An 18,857-nucleotide genomic window follows, 5' to 3' on the forward strand; every position below is an offset into this window, starting at 1 on the left:
ATCAACTCCTTTTGGAGAAATGTGCTAATTTTCATACATTTCGATAGGTAATTCGTCTGGATCTTGAAAAAAGGTGAACCGCTTCCCTGTTAACTCGTCCACTCTAATTCCTTCAACGCTAGTGACACCTTTCCTTCTAAGCTGCTTTACAGCCAACTCGATGTCATCCACTTCAAAAGCGATATGTCGAAGTCCGCGCGCTTCAGGATAGCTTGGACGCTCAGGAGCGGTATTGAAGGAGAACAGTTCAATTCGCGTATGTTCTCCAACCGCTAGATCAAGTTTGTATGACTCTCTTTCGTTCCGGTACGTTTCTTCTATTACCTTTAATCCCAGTACATTCACATAAAAATCTTTCGAGCGTTGATAATCTGAACATATGATGGCAACATGGTGTACTTTTGTAAACATCTTCGATCACCTCTATACTAACTTAGCGACGGTTCGTTCTTACGTCAAGCTACAGAAGTGACTCCGCTCCATCAACGTACATCGCTGTTCCCGTCACATGACTCGATGCATCCGAAATGAGAAAATAAACGACATCAGCGACTTGTTCAGGCTTTCCTGCTTTTTCTTCTAACGGGTGGTTTCCTTCTGGATACTCTACAGGTATTTCAATTTCTTTAACACTTTCCTTTTGATCCGTATTTTCATCCATATTGGTTTCAATCGCTCCAGGACAAATCGCGTTCACTCTTATGTTATCGTTCGCTAGTTCGAGCGCAGCCATCTTCATAAACGCAACCTGTCCTGCCTTCGATGTGCTGTATGCAGACATCCCGAAGTTCGAGAACGTTCGATTTCCATTGATCGAACTTGTGATGACCATGCTCCCTCCGTACTTCTTCATATATGGAACGGTATGCTTCACCATGAGAAACGTACTTCTCAAGTTCGTTTGAATCGTTTGATCCCAATTGTCTACACTCATTTCTTCAATCGGTTGAAGCGTCCCGTTAATTCCAGCATTGTTAAAGAGATAATCGATCGCACCCGTTTTTTCGCTCACTTCTTGAAGCTTACTGACAACCTGGTCTTCATCAGACACATCGACTTCATAAGCGAACGCCTCTCCGCCTAGTGAGATAATCTCCTCTTTTACTTCTTCTGCACGACTTTCTTCTACATCAAACAAACAGACTGTGATGCCTTCCTTTGCAAACCGCTTTGCAGCTGCTGCTCCAATACCAGATCCGCCACCTGTAATCACCGCGATTTTCTTCATGAATATCCCTCCTCGTCTTCCTTCTATACCCATTCTTTTGGTGGGTCAGTCTAAAAACATCGCTAGCGTTCTGTCGTGTTTCAACCGTACTTTTTAAGAAATGACAAAAAAAGTTGTTTTAGCTTTCAAAAAACAACAAATTTCTTACCATTTTCGGACTATGATAGAGATATAACATTATTCGTTTACATAGGTCTAAAGTATTAGGTATCCTCCAGCAAAAAGGCACCCTACTTTGAAAAAAGTAGATCGCAAAGTTATCAGATCTAAGGGAGGCGTAAGGTGTTTCCTAAGATGGCTGAACTACCTGGAACATAGAGGAGGAGTGAGGATGGAAACAAGTGAAAAGGTGAGGCTTGATGAGGAATGGGTATATCTAATTCTTACTGCGAAGGAATTAGGATTATCAGTGGAAGAGGTGAAAGCTTTTATTAGAAAGGAGGAAATAGTCAGGGATTTGAAGGAGTGAGTGGAGGGCGATTAACGCTTTTGTTCTATTTACGGAACATACCCATACTGATATAATATTTAGTAACTGAGTGTGATGTTGACGTATGGGAGGGTAAGACATGATAGGAGAGCAAGTAAAGAAGTATCGATTACGTAAAGGCCTCTCACTTTCTGAATTAGCTGAACGCGCTAGTGTAGCAAAATCCTATTTGAGTTCAATCGAACGAAACATACAATCTAACCCTTCTATTCAATTCTTAGAGAAGATTTCAGGAGTATTAGATGTTTCCGTAGAGGTACTTCTTCAAGGAGATAACCTCATCCATCAAAGCGAGTTGGATTCAGAGTGGAAAAAGCTTGTTAAAGAAGCGATGAATTCGGGAGTTAGTAAAGAACAATTCAAAGAATTCCTAGAGTTCAACAAGTGGCGTGCAAAGCAAGGAAGCGACAAATAATCGATCTAACCCGGGAGCCTCAGGTGAAGGCTCTTTTTATTATGATTTACAGTAAAAAGAGCCAGTAGGCATGATACAGTAATATTGCAGTATAAAGAACAGTTGCGACGTTCAACAGCCATCTTACTAACCGCGTTTGAAAGTCATTCTTCATGCTTCCCATAAACACAAGTAAGATCGACAGTATGATCTTAAAACATAGAAAGACAGATGGATGGATACTAAATAATAGGTTCATCAGTGGATTTGCTTCTTCGATCACGTTGTTCTGTACGCCCCAGTATGTAATGACGCCATCGATGAAATTACAGCATGCCAAATAGTACATGATGGGTTGAAGGGAAGACCGTGCATCCCTACTCATTCTAAGTTCGAGGAAATGATCTGATTCTTAATAATTTGACTTAATTCGTTATAAAGTTTCCGCTCGTCCTCAAAAAGCCACCTTCTATTTTCCTCCTGCAATTCGAGCTCCTTAATCTTATTAAGAATAAAGTGTAAGTCACAGCAACCTTTGTATTCATCGTTAATATAAAGTTTGCCGGTCCTATCATCGAGTGCAACAACCTTGACTCTTTTCTCTGTGATGTACGATACAAACGTGCGATCTCCAAGCTTGATCATCTAAATTCCCCCTTATTTTTTTGAGGAATTATCGAGGAATTGTCTAATCTCTTCCTTACTTAGTCCTAACTTCTTGGCTTTCGCAATAAGGTTAATCCACTCTAAGTCCAATTTTTCTCCACCATACGCTCTCATTTTCTACCTCCTTACTTTTTTCTCCATAATCCGACACTATAAAGAACGATTTGTTCTTTATTTAGAATATACATCTAATATAAGCCTATCAGATCGAATGTAAAAGACTGAAAATTCTTTATTTTATTTGTGTTTAGGTATAAAACCAAGCTTTTTCTAACCTATGCTTTATTTTTCTTATAATTCCATATTTTAACGTTTTTAACTTAAGACTATTGTTCTGTTTACAGAACATAATGTTCTTGATAAAATTGAATTATCAAATACTAACAAAGTTGAGGTATTGGGGATGATAGGTGAAAAGATTAAGCTTTATCGAAATCGCATGGGACTGTCATTAACTGAATTAGCGAAGCGAGCTGGGGTAGCAAAATCTTACCTCAGTTCAATCGAGCGCAATCAACAGGCGAACCCCTCTATACAATTTCTCGAAAAAATCGCTGCTGTATTAAAGGTGCCTATGGATGTGTTTATTCATGAAGATGAGTTTGAAGAAAGAGAGCCCAATTTGGACCCAGAATGGCAGTCATTGATCGAAGAAGCGATGCGGTCTGGCATCACGAAAGAAGACTTTGAGGAGTTTCTCGAATTTAGGAAGTGGCAATTAAACAAGAAAGGCTAATGAAAAACTCCCGCCTGGAGTGGACGGGAGTTTAACAACTTATTCAGCAGAATTCTCAGAGTTAGTGGATCCGTTGTTGGAAGCAGGTTCTTCCGTATTACTTCCGTTGTTGGTTGTATTGTTGTTTCCTTCTTCTTCTCCACCGCTACAAGCAGTGATGAGCATAACAGCTAGAAACGAAGTTGCAATTTTGGCCATGAATTTCTTATTCATTATCAAAATTCCTCCCTAACCAAGTTTGACCGCAGCTACTGAATAAGCGGTTGACCAAATCATAACAGCAATATTCTCCCATGTGTGGCAATTAACAGAGTCTCAATAAAGCCTTTAAATGCTTAACAAAATTGCACAACGTTTTTACAAATGAACGTAAAAAAGCACCTCGAAATTCGAGATGCTTGTAAGATCGTTATTTGAGGGCAAACATGATTTCCGCTTCCGCAGCAACTTCACCATCGACAGTCGCTGTCGCTTTTCCTTTGCCCATAGGTCCTTTAATACGGATGATTTCAACTTCTAAGCGAAGCTGATCACCTGGCTTAACTTGTCTTTTAAAGCGGCATTTATCGATGCCTGTAAAGAAAGCAAGCTTCCCCTGGTTCTCTTCCTTCTTAAGCATAGCAACCGCACCGACCTGCGCAAGTGCTTCTACAATTAAGACACCTGGCATGACTGGGTAATCAGGAAAGTGACCGTTGAAAAATTCTTCGTTGGCTGTAACGTTCTTAATTCCGATCGCTCTCACTTCTTCCTCTACTTCCACGATCTTGTCGACAAGTAGAAAAGGATAGCGATGTGGGATGATTGATTTAATATCTTGAATGTCCATCATCACGAGTGCTCCCTTCTATTACTCCGTTTCTTTCTTAACAATATCAGAGATCTTCACCCAGGTCTCTTTTTTGAAAACGTCTCCCGGGCTTCCTTCTCCGATGACCCCGTATCCAATCATAGCTCCTGCAGCGAGTGAAAAGGCAAGAAGCAGTACAACGAGAATAAGGCGCAGCCAAATCGGAATTAACCGAATTCGAGGCATACGCTCTTTTATTTTCTTATTCTTTGTCTTTTTTTCCTCATCATTCATGTTGATTTCTGAGGTTTCATTTACGTTTTCATGGTTGTTCGCCATCATGATAACACCCTTACGAATAGTTTCCGTTACCTAAGAACTTCCGAAAAGTTAGACTAGTTTCTTTTTAGCGATTTTGTCCATATGTTCCAGCATTAAGCCTGTCCCTTTTGCAACGCAGCTCATTGGTTCTTCAGCGACTAACACAGGAACCATCAATTCTTCAGCAAATAATTGATCGATTCCATGAAGAAGTGCGCCTCCGCCTGTCATGATTACGCCACGATCGATAATATCTGCAGAAAGTTCAGGAGGAGTACGTTCAAGAACGCTTTTCGCTGCCATCACCATATGAGAGATCGGTTCTTGTAACGCCTGCTGAATTTCATCAGATTTCACTGTGATGGTTCTAGGAAGTCCCGTAACCATGTCACGTCCGCGTATGTCGAGCTCTTCTTTCCGACCACCTGGAAATACCGTTGCAACATTGATCTTGATCTGTTCTGCCGTTCGTTCACCGATCAATAGCTTGTACTCTTTCTTGATATAGTCTAAGATCTCGTAATCGAACTTGTCCCCTGCCATCTTAATGGAAGAGGCGGTGACAATATCGCCCATCGAAAGTACCGCGATATCAGTCGTCCCACCGCCTATATCCACTACCATATTTCCGCTCGGTTGGAAAATATCCATTCCAGCACCAATTGCGGCAACCTTTGGCTCTTCTTCTAGGAAAATTTGTTTCCCACCGCTTTTTTCAGCAGCTTCTTTAATCGCTTTTTTCTCAACCGATGTGATGTTAGTCGGTGTACAAATTAAAATACGCGGCTTCGATAAAAAGCTTTTCACATTGATCTTGTTCAAGAAATGTCTAAGCATTACTTCTGTAATATCGAAGTCAGCGATGACCCCATCCTTCAATGGACGAGTAGGAACGATGTTTCCAGGCGTCCGGCCTACCATCTGCCTTGCTTCTTCACCTACGGCAAGTGCTTTACCCGTTGTGGTGTCGATCGCTACAACAGAAGGCTCATCGAGGACAATCCCTTTTCCCTTTAAATAAATCAGTACGTTCGCAGTACCTAAGTCAATCCCTATATCACGTGATAACATGATCTATCCTCCCTGTGTTCAATCACTCATCTATAGTTCCATTCCTAGTATGTATAGAGTTCATATCCATTAGTATATTGTATCACAAAAGTGAACATGGAAGAAAAGATTTAGAAAAAATTGTCGTTTTTCACCTATTTTACAGCTTCTTCCTTCTCAGTATCCTTTCTATATTTTATTCTAGTCGCTTCCCCGCCTCGAAGGTGTCGTATCGATTTATGATACTCAAGAATTTCTTTCACCTCGTTGGCCAGGTCAGGATTGATTTCTGGGAGTCTTTCAGTAAGGTCTTTATGGACGGTGCTTTTTGATACTCCAAATTCTTTGGCGATCACCCTCACCGTTTTCTTCGTCTCCACGATGTAATTTCCAATCTTGATGGTTCGCTCTTTGATGTAATCGTGCACACCACTCGCCTCCCTAAATTGGATGTGAGAGATGCGAAATGAGACTGATAAAGTGATCATGCTACGAAGCTCAAGTCATCAAGTCGATCTACATGATGTCAGGAGAATTGTGTACAAGAATACTTCGAAGCCTTACCACAACTTCTCACCTCTGCCCCTCATTTACTAAGTTTTGTAACATTTTATTAGGGGTTGGATAGTTATATACCAAAAAGTCAAGAGGGACAAGTGATTTTATTGAATTTTCTTTAAAATTAATTCTATTATCTGTGAATAGTGGTTGGTTTCCGCTGCAGGTGCTCGCTTTCCGCGGGGCAGGCGGTGAGCCTCCTCTGCTCGAAATTCTTGCGCCTGTGGGGTTTCACATGTCCCGCTAGTCCCGCAGGAGTCGAGCACCTTCCGCTCAAATCAACTTCAGCGATCACAAAATTTCTTTAAATCTTCTAAGCACATCTATAAAAAATAAAAAGCCCCGGATACCATTGTATCCGGGACTACCTCTTTAAATGACTTCATCATCTTTCCATACTTCGCCATCTTTGTACTTCAATTGTTCAGGGTACCTTAGGTCCAACACCTCTTCTTGTGTTTTCTGTGATGGTGGCGCAGTGCTTAGTGAAACGATGATATTCGTTAAGAAAGCAGCTGCGGCGCCAAACACGCCTGCTCCTGTATCGATAATGCCAAAGACCGTAACTCCACCAAACTTCGCTAGGAAGATATACGTTAAGGTTACGAGAAGGCCCACAATCATTCCAGAAATGACTCCATATGCATTTGCACGTTTCCACCATACTCCTAATATGAGTGCTGGGAAGAATGTACCAGAAGCGAGCGCAAACGCCCATGCAACGATTTGAGTGATTACCCCAGGTGGATTTAGCGCCACAAGGCCTGCTACGATCGTTGCAATTAGAATCGACCAGCGTGCGACGGCCATACGCTTCTTCTCAGAGGCATTCGGATTAATAATACGGAAATAAATATCATGGGAAAAGGATGATGAAATGGCCATCAGAAGGCCGCCTGCCGTTGAAAGAGCTGCAGCCATCGCCCCAGCAGCTACAAGCCCGATCACAAAGATTCCTAAATTTGCGATTTCCGGTGTAGCCATAACAACAATGTCATTACTGATGGCAATTTCTTGCCACTGAAGAATGCCATCAGAGTTTCCGTCTGCCATACTGAGTAAGCCTGTGTTGATCCATTTCTCAGTCCAGTCAGGTAAGTTATCGATCGGACTACCCGCTACTTGTTTCATCAAGATGAACCGAGAAAACGCCGCGTACGCTGGTGCTGAGAGATAGAGTAAGCCGATGAACAACAGTGCCCATGCACCACTCCATCGAGCAGCTTTCATCGTCGATACAGTATAGAAACGGACGATGACGTGCGGTAATCCTGCTGTTCCAGCCATCAAACTAAACATCAGTGCGAGGAACTGCCACTTTGAACCGGTATCAAAAGGCGTAAAGTATTCCGAAATTCCGAGCTCCCGATCGAGTTCTCCTAATTCAGATACGATGTTTCCGTAACTTAACCATGGTAGTGGATTGTTTGTGATTTGAAGTGACATGAAGATGATCGGAACAAGATAGGCAATGATTAGAATGATGTACTGAGCTACCTGAGTCCAGGTAATCCCTTTCATCCCGCCCATCGTTGCGTAGATCGCAATGATCACCACCCCGATCATAACGCCAACCTTCGCATCTACTTCAAAAAGCCTTCCGATAACAACGCCTGAACCTGCGAGCTGTCCAATCGAGTATGTAAAACTGATAATAATCGTTGCGATCGCCGCAATAACGAGTGCTGTTTTACTTTGAAACCGATCTCCGATGAACTCTGGAACCGTGTATCGCCCAGATTTACGGAGTTGAGGTGCTAATAGAAATGTTAGAAGCAAATAGCCGCCTGTCCAGCCCATGATGTAAGCAAGACCATCATAACCGAGTACCATAACGGTTCCTGCTAAACCGATGAATGAAGCTGCACTCATCCAGTCAGCGCCGATCGCCATCCCGTTATAGACCGATGGAACCCCTCGACCCGCTACGAAAAATTCTGACGTTTGCTTAGCTCTATTGTAAACGGCTATACCAATATACAATCCAAACGAGGCAATAATAAGTAGTAATGATACTAAAAACTGAGAATCCATTCATATCCTCCCTCTTATTGACTAAGTGATTGTCCCTTTACATTCTTACTCTTTTTCTCTACTAGATTGTATTTCTCATCGATACGGTCGCATATGTAAGCGTTAACAAATAATAGAATGATAAACACGACGATCGAACCTTGAGCACCCATGAAATAATGCAGCGGAAAGCCGTTAAACGTATACTGCGCTAGCGTTTCAGCAATCAAGACCATGCCGAACGAGACCGTCAACCAAATGATTAATAGAACAGTGGTCAGACGAAATCTAGCTTTTATATAAGCATCTGCAGTCTTTTTATCAATCTTCTTCACTCTACTTCCACCTCCAATTATTTTAAGTTAAAAATAAGTTCCACAGTTTCTCCAAATCCGAGAGGAACTCTGGCAATTTCAACAATGAGATAAACACCCAATAGGCCGATGGGCATCAGTAAAAATAGAGGCTTTCTTTTCTGAACAGTAACGACGATGCTGATCAATACCGCGACGATAAAAACGTATAAAATGGTAGGCTCTCCTTTCGTCTAAATTATCTGAATATTTAAATCATATTTTTTATTATCAAGTTATTACTCCTATAAGTCAAGGTTCATTTTCCACAAATCTTCCAATCGTTCATGAATATCCTACATAAAACCACCTCCTATTTCCCGGGAAAGGTCGATTAATGTTGAAAATATTCATTGATAACAGAGAAAAAGCCCCCGATCGCTCGGAGGCCTGTTTCTTATTGAGAGTCTTTTGACCCTTTTTCATTGTTAGTGTTTGAGTCTTTTGAACCCTTTTCATCTGTATCTTCTGTGTCTTTTGAACCTTTTTCTTCAGTAGCGTCTTTTTCAGCTTTTTCTTCAGCGTCTTTCTCAGAGTCTACTCCCTGATTTCCTTCTGAAGCAGAAGGATTTGTTACAGGGTTACCAGCTTTCTCTTCACTATCCTGTACTTCTACAGCAGAGGATGGTTGGTTGAATACATCAAGCGGGTTAACTGGAGTACCATCTTTACGTACTTCGAAATGTACATGTACGCCAGCATCTGTGTCGAATGTGTTCGTTCCAGCTGTACCTAACTCATCGCCTTGCTTCACTTTGTCGCCTTCAGCAACTTCAAGCTTATCAAGAGACTCATAAACAGTTACAACGCCATCTGCATGTTCGATGTGTACAACGTTACCAAGCAACTGATCTTTTTCTGCTTTCACAACTTTACCACTCATTGCAGCAACGACTTCAAAACTTGCTCCATCTTCTTTCGCATAGTCGATTCCTGAATTCTGGTAGTAGGTATTATTATAGAATACGAGAGCAGCTTTTTGTTCGTCAGTGCTAGCTTCAGCGTCGTAATATTGCTTTTGAACAAATACGCCACTATCTTCAGAAGCAGGTACTTTAAAGACTTCAGAATCTCCTAGAACCGGGACAGACTTTTCATCAGCATCATAGGCACTTCTGTCAGAATCAATTCCACTCAAGTCACGGGGCTCTTCTGCATTTTCTTGACCGCCTTGCATCCAAAGCACTGCTGTTAGTACTAGTGCTGCGAATCCAAGGTATACTGCTGGATAAATCCAACGCTTTCTAGCTAGCTTTTGCCATTTAGAAGCGCTTTTTTCAATAGGATGAGATTTTTTGTTTTCATCTCCCATTTATCATCACCTCAGCAACCATTGTTGTCAGGTTACAAGGTTTCTATACACATTCCTGAAAAAATATCTATTTATTTTTCGACAAGTCGGTTATTTTTATGCATTTTCTTTTCATTTTCTCAAAATACGCCGTCCTAACAAGCAAAAAACCGCATTGCTGCGGCTTTTAACGCTGTGCTGTTACGTTTTCAACATAGCGACCCATCTCACTGATCGCCACACCTTTATAGTAGTGTTTCACGATTTCATCGTAGTCTCTTCCTTCTTCAGCCATTCCGTTCGCACCATATTGACTCATTCCAACGCCGTGTCCATAGCCTTTCGTCGTGACAGAAATTCGATCTCCATTCCGCTCCCAGGTGAAGTCAGAAGACCTTAAACCAAGTAGGTCTCGAATTTCTCTTCCAGTAAAGGATTTACCAGCTACTTCAACTTCCCCAACCCGCTTCCCAGTCGTGAGGTTCTTTATCGTTCCGACCGATCCATCCGATGGAAGCGTAACACCAAGCTTTTGTTCGAACTCACTTTTCGAAAACGATATTTCGTCGGAGTACTTAGGCGACTGCTTATCCCACGGACTTTCTACGCTTCTAAGATATGGAGCAGCATTTTCCCAGTAGTCTTCCGAGTTCTCCGTGTATCCGTTGCTCGTTGAGAAAAATGAAGCGTAGATCGGATTGCCTTCATACGTTAAAATCTGACCGACTGTTTCTTCAACAGCCTTTTCGATCTTCGCATACTTACTCTCAAACTCTTTTCCCCATGCTTTCTTCAACTCATCGTTACTTTTATATACCTGGTGTTGGATCGTGTCAGTGACGATTGCGTTCCCAGGAAGTTCTTCTGTGGGATTTGCAAGCCTCGTAACGACGAACGTTCTTGCTGTTAACGCCTGCGCCTTCAGAGCTTCTAGATTAAACTCTGCTGGCATCTCAGCTGCTACTACTCCAGTTACATATTCTTCAATTGGAACGTTCACCGTCTTCTCAAGCTGTGCTCGATAGACCGGTACATCGACATTCACGGCTTTTGCAGTTGGCATATTGTTACTTTCTCTTTTCGAGTCAGTAGTCACTGGTGATCCCCCAGATGATCCATATGGTAGCACTAACATAGATGGCAAAAGAATTATAATGCCAGCAAATAAGATAAGGATAAGAAGGATCTTTTTCATTCGCATGCCCCCGTCATCTAAATTGTATCTCCACTAACACCTTATGGAAGTGGACAACCATTTAGAACAGAAACGAAACGAGGTATCGGTGTAGTGGTGAGGGACGTGAGGAAGGGTTTGTTAACGGTTTTACTCGATATTTTTCTTTTGTTGAAGCTTTTATCATAAAAGCTCCTTACGTTTAACTTTTAATGAATATTTTATAGGGGAGGTGCTTCCGTTCATAACAAAAAAACCGTAGCTCATCGCTACGGTTTTCACTTACGCTAATTTTGGTTTAACGTCTGTTTCTTCAGCTACAGTTTCTGCTGTTTGCTCTGTTTCTTCAAGCTTGACGCGTTCAACGTCAGCTCCAAGAGCAGCAAGCTTCTCAGCAAAGTTCACATAGCCACGATCTAAGTGCTTAAGCTCATCTACACGCGTGTAGCCGTCAGCAACTAGACCAGCAAGGATTAATGCAGCTCCAGCGCGAAGATCAGTAGCTGATACTTCAGCACCTTGTAGCTCAGAAGGACCTTCAATGATTGCGGCACGACCCTCGATCTTGATGTTTCCATTCATGCGACGGAATTCTTCAACATGCATGAATCGATTTTCAAATACTGTCTCAGTGATCACACTTGTACCCTTTGCCTGAAGCAACAGTGCCATCATCTGTGACTGCATATCTGTAGGGAAACCAGGGTGTGGCATCGTCTTAAGATCAACTGGTTTGAGTGTTTCAGGACCGATTACTCGTAGTCCGTTACCTTCTTCTGTAATCTCAACTCCCATTTCCTCCATCTTGGCAATAAGAGGGCGTAGGTGTTCAGAAACAGCGTTCTCGACAAGAACGTTTCCGCCTGTAATAGCAGATGCTACCATAAAAGTACCTGCTTCGATGCGGTCAGGAATAACAGTGTGTTCAGCACCGTATAGCTTCTCGACACCTTCGATTCGAATCGTACCTGTACCAGCTCCGCGTACTTTCGCACCCATCGCATTCAGGTAATTCGCTAGACAGACGATTTCTGGCTCTTGCGCAACGTTCTCAAGAATCGTTGTACCTTCCGCAAGAACGGCTGCCATCATGATGTTTTCAGTCGCTCCAACACTTGGGAAATCAAGGTAAATCTTCGCTCCTTGAAGTCTTCCTTTAATTGAAGCTTCAATAAATCCATTACCGATTTGAACCTCTGCACCCATTGCTTCAAAGCCTTTAAGGTGCTGATCGATCGGCCTTGATCCAATTGCACAGCCACCAGGAAGTGCGATGCGGGCATGACCCACGCGGGCCAATAATGGTCCCATAACTAGAAACGAAGCTCTCATTTTACGTACTGCTTCGAAAGGTGCTTCTGTTTTTAGTGGTTTTGTTGCATCCACATGAATTGTATTTCCATTTATCTCTGACTCTACGTTCAAATAACTTAATACTTCGCTAATCGTGTGTACATCTGAAAGGGCCGGCACATCTTTTAACGTGCTCGTGCCTTCATGTGCTAATACAGATGCTGTGATGACGGGCAAGACTGCATTTTTAGCTCCCTCGACTCTTACAGAGCCAGTCAGTCTCCTGCCACCTCGGACGATGATTTTTTCCAACGTATTCCCCTCCGCGTCCAATTTGTATATTAATATTCAGTCGTAATTATCGGTGTGCCAATTGTGACGGTAGTTGCGCCGCCCATTCCTGTATCTCGTAATGCTATCTGTAAGTTCATTCTCTGGTTGTTCGTTGTAATTGTTTCTTTCCACTTCTTATGGTATGCGGAAAGTGATACAAACGTCTCTTCATTGACTTCTTCAACTTTCGAGGCTCCAAAATTGCTCAAAAGCTTGTCCGCCTCTTTGTACAAAACAATGTTCATTTTATCATCTTTCACCCCTTTAAAACAAGTGAAGACAGGGGCATCTTCATGGAAAAATTGTGACTTTTGTGACGTAAAGTGTTCGTAAGCTGTTCGCCATTCCTCCTGGTGGAATCCGGAGACTTCCATATTATAGATAAGATAAGAGCTATTACGATCATTCTCCGGATAAGTAATAAGGGTTACAGTGTCTTTGATGCCTAATTTCGAATCCAGTTTTGTGCCAATGAACTTCACAATGCCGTCACCGTCCACCTTTTCGATCCAGTTATACTCTGGCGAATCAGCTTGAAGCTCCGACGTAGTTAGTCTCTTCCCTGAGGAAATACTTTTAAAACCCATTTTTCCTTTTGTATGAAGTGACCAACTTTTTATTATGACATCATTGTCTATTAAAATGTTCGCAATCTCGGCTGTCTTTGCTTCCGTATCATCTTCAAACGTTACTGATGTACCATGTGAAAAGCTTCCAAGAAGCATGATTGACAGTAATCCGATCATAAGCTTCATCTTAACCCTCTCCCCGTTCAGGTCTCTTACTTTCATTGTGACCATTGAGGGCTAGGGCATACATGGAATTTGTAGTCATTAACCGACAAATTCCAAATGTGACTTTTAAGTTAGAATAAATATTTTAGGCGGATAGACCAGTTGTAGTAATCGAGAAAGAAGCTACTAGTGAGGGAACCGATGCTGATGGTCAGGAGTATCATGAGGACTTTGGCCTGTGGACTATTCGGCTTCTTAACAAACACATCGAAGCGAACAGTTTGTAGCGCCCACCAGGTTATCAATAAAAACACCAGGTGAATAAAAATCGAAAAAATCGACTGCTGCGCAAGTGCTTCCGTCATCTCTCTACCCCCTCTCATTTGCACACTTGTATCAATTTCTATTTGCTAATTATAAAAGATATCGTACGTAATGAATATCGGACTTTAACCCCATAAATATAAGTTCTAACTTACATTTTACCATCAATTTCGACAATATTTTTATTTTTTCCTAAATCTTAATAAAAAAACCGCAATCCCAATGAGACTGCGGTTCTTACTGATTAAACACTTCCATGAATTGAAAGTACTCTTGTATGAACGTTAATGCCGTTGACGGAAAAATTCCAATGACCAGTGTAGCTGTAGCTGTGATCGTCAATACAGCTGTCACCCCTGCTGAAATCGTTATCGGCTTCTTATCTGACGGTCTGAAGTACATTTGAACGAACAAACCGAAATAGTATACATACGATAGAACGGTTCCTAGAAGCATCGCTGCCGTTAGAAAATAACGCTTTGGCTCTGTTCCCAGCGCACTCATGAATATTTCAAATTTCCCAATGAATCCCGCCGTAAACGGTATTCCAGCAAGAGACAATAGAAAAATCGTCATCGTAATTGCAATGAACGGTGAGCGTCTAAACATTCCTGCAAACGAAGCAATTGTCACGTCTTCTCTTTCCTTCGTTACAGCATGAATTACAGCAAACGCCCCAAGGTTCATCAGGAGATACGCCAATAAGTAGAACCATACGACTTCAAACACCATCTCCGATAATGCTGCAAAAGGAATGAGGATGTAACCTGCATGAGCGATACTCGAGTAAGCAAAGAGGCGTTTCGCATTCAACTGCCTAAGCGCAATAATATTACCGATGATGATGGTTAAGATCGCTATGATCGCTATGTAAGGGCGAACAGATACGAGTAGCGATTCAAAACTCATTCCCTCAGGCGTAATTACTTTTCCTGTCCCAGGTGCAAAGACAAACGGTACCATGAGGAGACGAAGGATAATGGCGAATCCAGCTGTTTTTGAAACGACGCTTAAAAAAGCGGTGACTGGAGTTTCAGCTCCCTGATAGACGTCAGGTGCCCACATATGAAACGGAGCTGCTGCTATCTTGAATAGTAGTCCGATAAAAATCATTAGAAATGCAAACACGATGAGAAACCGATTATCTGCCACGATGTCGCTTGCCATAGCAGACTGAATCGCATACAGATTCGTTTCACCTGAAAGTCCATATACATAGCTCATACCAAACAGTGTGATCGCAGTAGCGATCCCTCCGTTGACGAGGTATTTAAAGGCAGCTTCGTTCGCAAAATGATTCGTTTTACGAATTCCAACAAGGATATATGAAGATAAGCTCAATAGCTCAAGACCAACGAATAATGTGATAAGGTCAGCGCTCGAGGCCATCATCATCCCACCGAGAAGCGCCGTTAAGATGAGATAGTAGTATTCCCCTTTTACATCCTCTAGATCACCCTTAGACGGAAGTCCCAGCAATAGGACAAAACCTGTACCGATCAACATGAGCAGTTTGAACGCTTTCGCAAACGAATCAAGCCTGAACGTTTCACCTAAAATCGAAACGACACCGTCGTCTAACTGCAGAAAAAGAAAGATCGTAGCTAATCCAACACCCGCTAGTGCAAACCATACGAGCATGGTACGACTTTTTTTCGTCGTAAAAAGATCGATCAAGGAGATTGTGACGGCAGTAATGAGGATAATAAATTCAGGCATCATACTTCCCCAGTTGTATTGCATCAAAGTCGACATATTCATTACGCTAACCCCCTATCCCAATCGTTCTCAGCGTGTTAGACAAGATTGCTGGATAAACCCCGATCCAGATGATCAGGATCAGTAATACTGCTGATGAAACGACTTCAGTTGCGGATAGATCCTTTTTCCGATCAAAGGATGGTCGCCGTTCACCGAAGGTCACCGCTAGTACGGCTCGCAAGATATAGACAGCAGTTAGAATGATCCCTAAGACGCCAATCGCACCGATCACAGGCATCGATTCAAATAATCCTAGAAACGCTAGAAATTCACTAATAAAGCCGCTCATGCCCGGTAACCCTAGAGATGCAAGTCCTGCCGCTAAAAAGAAACCAGCAAATAACGGGGTCTGGCTAGCAATGCCTCCAAGTTCACTGATTCTCGTCGTTCCAAATCGGTCGAGGAGGACTCCGATCAGAAGAAAGAGGAGTGCTGCAATGAGACCATGTGAGATGGTTTGAAAAATTGCCCCCTGAACACCAGCTGAATTAAACGAAGCTAATCCCAGTAACACGATGCCCATATGGGATATAGACGAATAGGCAAGCAGCGCTCGAAGTTCAGTTTGAACGAACGCGATGAATGCGCCATACAACAAGTTTATTAATCCAAGAATGGCAAGGACAAGTGCGATGTCTTGCAGCTGTTCTGGAAAAAAACCTCCTCCGAAACGAATCAATCCATATGCACCTATTTTTAATAACACTCCTGCATGAATCATCACAAGAGCGATCGGCGCTTCAACGTGTACGCGTACCATCCATGAATGAAGAGGTACGATTGGAAGTTTGGTCCCGAAAGCGAGGAGTAGTAGAACCAACAACCACATTCTCATGTCATATGAGAGAAACTCAAATGAATCCGTTTCCTTCAGCATCGAAGTAATTTCCGTGATATTCGTCGTATGCAGTTCGACAAAAAGAGTGATGATAACGATAAGAAGCAGCACCGATCCAATCCCGTTGTAGATTAAGAATGAAAAAGCAGCCCTTTCTTTATGAAAACCACCCCATCTCCCGAGAAGTAAGAACGTTGAGACGAGCGTTACTTCAAAAAACAAGAAAAAGAGGAACAGGTTCTCGCTTGAGAAAACCCCAAGCATGCCGAGTTCAAGTGCCAGAAATAATATGAAGAACCCTTTTGTTCCACTCGTTATTCGATGGACGGCAAAGGAAGCAAGAAACGTAATGAGAGAAGTTAAAAACAAAAACAAAACCGATAGTCCCGTGACGCCAAGCTCATATGAGATGATATAAGGCTCGTTCGGACTGATCGACGTCATCATTTCAAACCACGTAACCGTCTCTTGGAACTGAATCCCTTCAACGCCGTGTTCAAACAATGAGTACACGACGATGGCGAGAAGAAGCGGTAATGCCGTAGCGAGTGTACCAATCCGTTTTACCAAATGACTTTCAGGAGATAGAATCGCAAGTAGAATGATTCCTAAGAGCGGCGAGAACACAAGAATTGAAAGTAAACCGGTCATTGGAAATACCCCCCTAACGCCGCGATGACTAGAAGGACGAGGACGAGTCCTGAAAACGCAACGGCACCGTAAGTCTGTACCTGTCCAGACTGAACTTTCACACCCGTTTTACCAAGTTGTGAGACGAGTCCCTTTACTGCAGCGGCCCCTCCTTCAACGATGAAACGATCAAAATAGCTCCAGAAGTAGCTAAGCGCGTAGAGCCCTTTTACAAATACAGCGCGGTAAAGTTCATCAACATAATACTTTCGATACAGTACGTGATGTGCTTCTTTCATCGATCCGTATAGCCAATTTCTAGGAATACTTTGTTTTGCATACATGAACCATGCGAGAGCGATTCCTCCAATCGACAACGCACTAGCCAGAATCATTATCCAATAAGGCGCATCGATGGAACTGAACAGCACTGGATAAGGGGTAGTTTCAAGCCAATCACCTAGAAACGTTCCGAACCAGTGCGTGTGAATAAACCCTGAGAAAACGGCGAGCACGGCCAGAAGCATCATGGGGATAAGCATCGTACGCGGAGATTCTTTGATTTCTTCATTACGCTCACGGTCTCCGCTAAAGACAAGAAAGTAAAGGCGGAACATGTAAAAAGCCGTGAGAAACGCTGTAAGAAGAGCTAATCCAAAGAGAATATAGCTTCCGTTCGAGAACGCAGAAGCCAATATTTCATCCTTACTAAAGAAGCCCGAGAACAACGGAAAACCAGCAATCGCTAAACTCCCTATTAGAAACAGGAGTGCCGTTCCTTTCAACTTTTTACCGAGTCCACCTAACTTGTGAATGTTTTGTTCATGGGCTGCATGGATTACACTTCCTGCAGCAAGGAACAGAAGTGCTTTAAAGAAAGCGTGTGTCGTGAGGTGAAAGACTGCTGCGGTATACCCAGCCGTACCTAAGGCAAGCATCATGTACCCAAGCTGACTGATCGTGGAGTATGCCAATATTCGTTTGATATCGTTTTGAACAAGGGCGATCGTTGCTGCAAAGACGGCCGTAACACCACCAGTGATCGCTACAGTCATCATTGCAACTTCAGATGCTGTGAAAAGAGGAAACATCACTGCTACAAGATAAACACCAGCCGCTACCATCGTAGCTGCATGAATGAGTGCGGATACTGGTGTAGGACCTTCCATCGCATCAGGAAGCCACGTATGAAGTGGAAATTGTCCCGATTTCCCGACTGCTCCTACGAAAATGAGGATTGCCGTTAACGTAATCATTGCTGGCGTTAGTTCACCCGCTTCTGCAGCGCTAAAGATTCCGTCTAGCTCAAGCGTTCCCGTCTGCCAGTACAGCAAGAATATCGCAACAAGTAATCCTACATCTCCAATCCTCGTTACGATGAACGCTTTCTTTGCTGCTGCCTTTGCTTCAGGTTTATAAAAGTAGAAACCTACTAAAAGGAACGAACACACTCCAACAAGCTCCCAGAAGAAATAGATTTGAAGAAGGTTCGGTGACAACACAAGAGCCGTCATCGAAAATGTAAAAAGCCCTAAATAACCGAAGAACGTTGCGATCCGTTCGTCATTTGCCATGTACCCCATCGAATACATATGTACAAGAAAGCTAACGAGGGTAACGATGACGAGCATGAGTGCGTTCAATGGATTCACTTCTAATCCGAACGTTAGAGTGAGTGCGTCGATGGATAGCCAATTTCCTTCTACAAGGAAATTACCGTTTTCGAGATGACTGAAAAGAACGATGAGTGCTCCAACAAAAGCAGCGCCGGAAAACAGGGTACCTACGATGCCAGCTTTTTTATAAATGACCGGCCTGGTAAACAAAATGATTAGAAAGGATAGAAGTGGTAGAACCGGAATCAGCCAGACATAATCCAT

The 18,857-nt window shown here is 42.7% G+C and carries 23 protein-coding genes and 1 riboswitch; of the genes, 3 read left to right on the top strand and 20 right to left on the bottom strand.

Features of this window, described 5'->3' with window-relative positions; translation table 11 throughout:
* Window positions 1–24: 24 nt before the first annotated feature.
* Window positions 25–411 (bottom strand): SMU1112c/YaeR family gloxylase I-like metalloprotein, encoded by a 387-nt coding sequence (gene gloA2, locus ACXAHI_RS11215; protein WP_474847794.1) that lies wholly within the window; start codon window positions 409–411, stop codon window positions 25–27.
* A 49-nt stretch (window positions 412–460) separates the two neighbouring features.
* On the bottom strand, window positions 461–1,228 hold the full coding sequence (locus ACXAHI_RS11220) for an SDR family oxidoreductase (RefSeq protein WP_474847796.1): 768 nt from the start codon (window positions 1,226–1,228) through the stop codon (window positions 461–463).
* Window positions 1,229–1,442: 214 nt separating this feature from the next.
* Window positions 1,443–1,539, top strand: a riboswitch (cyclic di-GMP riboswitch).
* Between the two features lie 20 nt (window positions 1,540–1,559).
* Between ACXAHI_RS11220 and sinI the strand changes: the two genes are divergently transcribed.
* Window positions 1,560–1,697 carry a DNA-binding anti-repressor SinI gene (sinI, locus tag ACXAHI_RS11225; RefSeq protein ID WP_474847798.1) on the top strand — a complete coding sequence of 46 codons (138 nt, stop codon included), beginning with the start codon at window positions 1,560–1,562 and terminating at the stop codon, window positions 1,695–1,697.
* A gap of 100 nt (window positions 1,698–1,797) precedes the next feature.
* On the top strand, window positions 1,798–2,133 hold the full coding sequence (locus tag ACXAHI_RS11230; protein ID WP_270180347.1) for a helix-turn-helix domain-containing protein: 336 nt from the start codon (window positions 1,798–1,800) through the stop codon (window positions 2,131–2,133).
* A 46-nt stretch (window positions 2,134–2,179) separates the two neighbouring features.
* Here ACXAHI_RS11230 and ACXAHI_RS11235 read toward each other — a convergent pair whose 3' ends face one another.
* The 3 genes from ACXAHI_RS11235 to ACXAHI_RS11245 are packed head-to-tail and all read right to left on the bottom strand — an operon-like array spanning window position 2,180 to window position 2,892.
* Entirely contained in the window at window positions 2,180–2,497 is a 318-nt protein-coding gene (locus ACXAHI_RS11235) for a DUF5658 family protein (protein ID WP_474847800.1), read from the bottom strand.
* The gene (locus ACXAHI_RS11240; RefSeq protein ID WP_474847802.1) at window positions 2,494–2,757 is read right to left on the bottom strand and encodes a hypothetical protein; all 264 of its coding nucleotides are present in this window, start codon (window positions 2,755–2,757) and stop codon (window positions 2,494–2,496) included. Before ACXAHI_RS11240 ends, ACXAHI_RS11235 begins: the two co-directional genes overlap by 4 nt.
* A 12-nt stretch (window positions 2,758–2,769) precedes the next feature.
* Window positions 2,770–2,892 (bottom strand): anti-repressor SinI family protein, encoded by a 123-nt coding sequence (locus tag ACXAHI_RS11245; protein WP_474847804.1) that lies wholly within the window; start codon window positions 2,890–2,892, stop codon window positions 2,770–2,772.
* Window positions 2,893–3,181: 289 nt separating this feature from the next.
* On the opposite strand from ACXAHI_RS11245, the gene ACXAHI_RS11250 reads away from it, so the two are divergent.
* Entirely contained in the window at window positions 3,182–3,514 is a 333-nt protein-coding gene (locus tag ACXAHI_RS11250) for a helix-turn-helix domain-containing protein (protein WP_270180351.1), read from the top strand.
* Between the two features lie 39 nt (window positions 3,515–3,553).
* Here ACXAHI_RS11250 and ACXAHI_RS11255 read toward each other — a convergent pair whose 3' ends face one another.
* The 15 genes from ACXAHI_RS11255 to nuoL all read right to left on the bottom strand — a co-directional run bounded on the left by ACXAHI_RS11255 (window position 3,554) and on the right by nuoL (window position 18,857).
* A complete protein-coding gene (locus tag ACXAHI_RS11255; RefSeq protein ID WP_474810055.1) occupies window positions 3,554–3,727 on the bottom strand; it encodes a hypothetical protein in 174 nt (57 codons plus the stop codon).
* Between the two features lie 196 nt (window positions 3,728–3,923).
* Window positions 3,924–4,346 carry a 3-hydroxyacyl-ACP dehydratase FabZ gene (gene fabZ / locus ACXAHI_RS11260; protein ID WP_224880227.1) on the bottom strand — a complete coding sequence of 141 codons (423 nt, stop codon included), beginning with the start codon at window positions 4,344–4,346 and terminating at the stop codon, window positions 3,924–3,926.
* A gap of 18 nt (window positions 4,347–4,364) precedes the next feature.
* A complete protein-coding gene (locus ACXAHI_RS11265; RefSeq protein ID WP_474810053.1) occupies window positions 4,365–4,643 on the bottom strand; it encodes a DNA-directed RNA polymerase subunit beta in 279 nt (92 codons plus the stop codon).
* Window positions 4,644–4,694: 51 nt separating this feature from the next.
* Entirely contained in the window at window positions 4,695–5,696 is a 1,002-nt protein-coding gene (gene mreB / locus ACXAHI_RS11270) for a rod shape-determining protein (protein WP_270180354.1), read from the bottom strand.
* A gap of 134 nt (window positions 5,697–5,830) precedes the next feature.
* Window positions 5,831–6,103 (bottom strand): sporulation transcriptional regulator SpoIIID, encoded by a 273-nt coding sequence (spoIIID, locus tag ACXAHI_RS11275; protein WP_224880233.1) that lies wholly within the window; start codon window positions 6,101–6,103, stop codon window positions 5,831–5,833.
* A 502-nt stretch (window positions 6,104–6,605) separates the two neighbouring features.
* On the bottom strand, window positions 6,606–8,267 hold the full coding sequence (locus ACXAHI_RS11280) for a sodium:solute symporter family protein (protein ID WP_474847806.1): 1,662 nt from the start codon (window positions 8,265–8,267) through the stop codon (window positions 6,606–6,608).
* 14 nt (window positions 8,268–8,281) lie between these two features.
* Window positions 8,282–8,581: a DUF4212 domain-containing protein gene (locus ACXAHI_RS11285; RefSeq protein WP_474847808.1), complete on the bottom strand. Its 300-nt coding sequence runs from the start codon at window positions 8,579–8,581 to the stop codon at window positions 8,282–8,284.
* A 415-nt stretch (window positions 8,582–8,996) separates the two neighbouring features.
* A complete protein-coding gene (locus ACXAHI_RS11290; RefSeq protein WP_474847810.1) occupies window positions 8,997–9,911 on the bottom strand; it encodes a peptidoglycan DD-metalloendopeptidase family protein in 915 nt (304 codons plus the stop codon).
* 166 nt (window positions 9,912–10,077) lie between these two features.
* Window positions 10,078–11,085, bottom strand: a complete 1,008-nt coding sequence (gene spoIID, locus ACXAHI_RS11295; RefSeq protein ID WP_474847812.1) for a stage II sporulation protein D — start codon at window positions 11,083–11,085, stop codon at window positions 10,078–10,080.
* Window positions 11,086–11,346: 261 nt separating this feature from the next.
* Window positions 11,347–12,669 (bottom strand): UDP-N-acetylglucosamine 1-carboxyvinyltransferase, encoded by a 1,323-nt coding sequence (gene murA / locus ACXAHI_RS11300; RefSeq protein WP_270180359.1) that lies wholly within the window; start codon window positions 12,667–12,669, stop codon window positions 11,347–11,349.
* Window positions 12,670–12,698: 29 nt separating this feature from the next.
* Window positions 12,699–13,445 carry a YwmB family TATA-box binding protein gene (locus tag ACXAHI_RS11305; protein WP_474847814.1) on the bottom strand — a complete coding sequence of 249 codons (747 nt, stop codon included), beginning with the start codon at window positions 13,443–13,445 and terminating at the stop codon, window positions 12,699–12,701.
* A 110-nt stretch (window positions 13,446–13,555) separates the two neighbouring features.
* Complete coding sequence (locus tag ACXAHI_RS11310; protein ID WP_270180361.1) at window positions 13,556–13,789, bottom strand: DUF1146 family protein; 234 nt, start codon at window positions 13,787–13,789, stop codon at window positions 13,556–13,558.
* Between the two features lie 196 nt (window positions 13,790–13,985).
* Entirely contained in the window at window positions 13,986–15,509 is a 1,524-nt protein-coding gene (nuoN, locus tag ACXAHI_RS11315; protein WP_474847816.1) for an NADH-quinone oxidoreductase subunit NuoN, read from the bottom strand.
* A gap of 4 nt (window positions 15,510–15,513) precedes the next feature.
* Window positions 15,514–16,998 (bottom strand): complex I subunit 4 family protein, encoded by a 1,485-nt coding sequence (locus ACXAHI_RS11320; RefSeq protein ID WP_474847818.1) that lies wholly within the window; start codon window positions 16,996–16,998, stop codon window positions 15,514–15,516.
* Window positions 16,995–18,857 (bottom strand): NADH-quinone oxidoreductase subunit L, encoded by a 1,863-nt coding sequence (nuoL, locus tag ACXAHI_RS11325; protein WP_474847820.1) that lies wholly within the window; start codon window positions 18,855–18,857, stop codon window positions 16,995–16,997. The genes ACXAHI_RS11320 and nuoL overlap by 4 nt, the downstream gene beginning before the upstream one ends.

It is taken from the genome of Anaerobacillus sp. ABD4_527, from assembly GCF_056160805.1.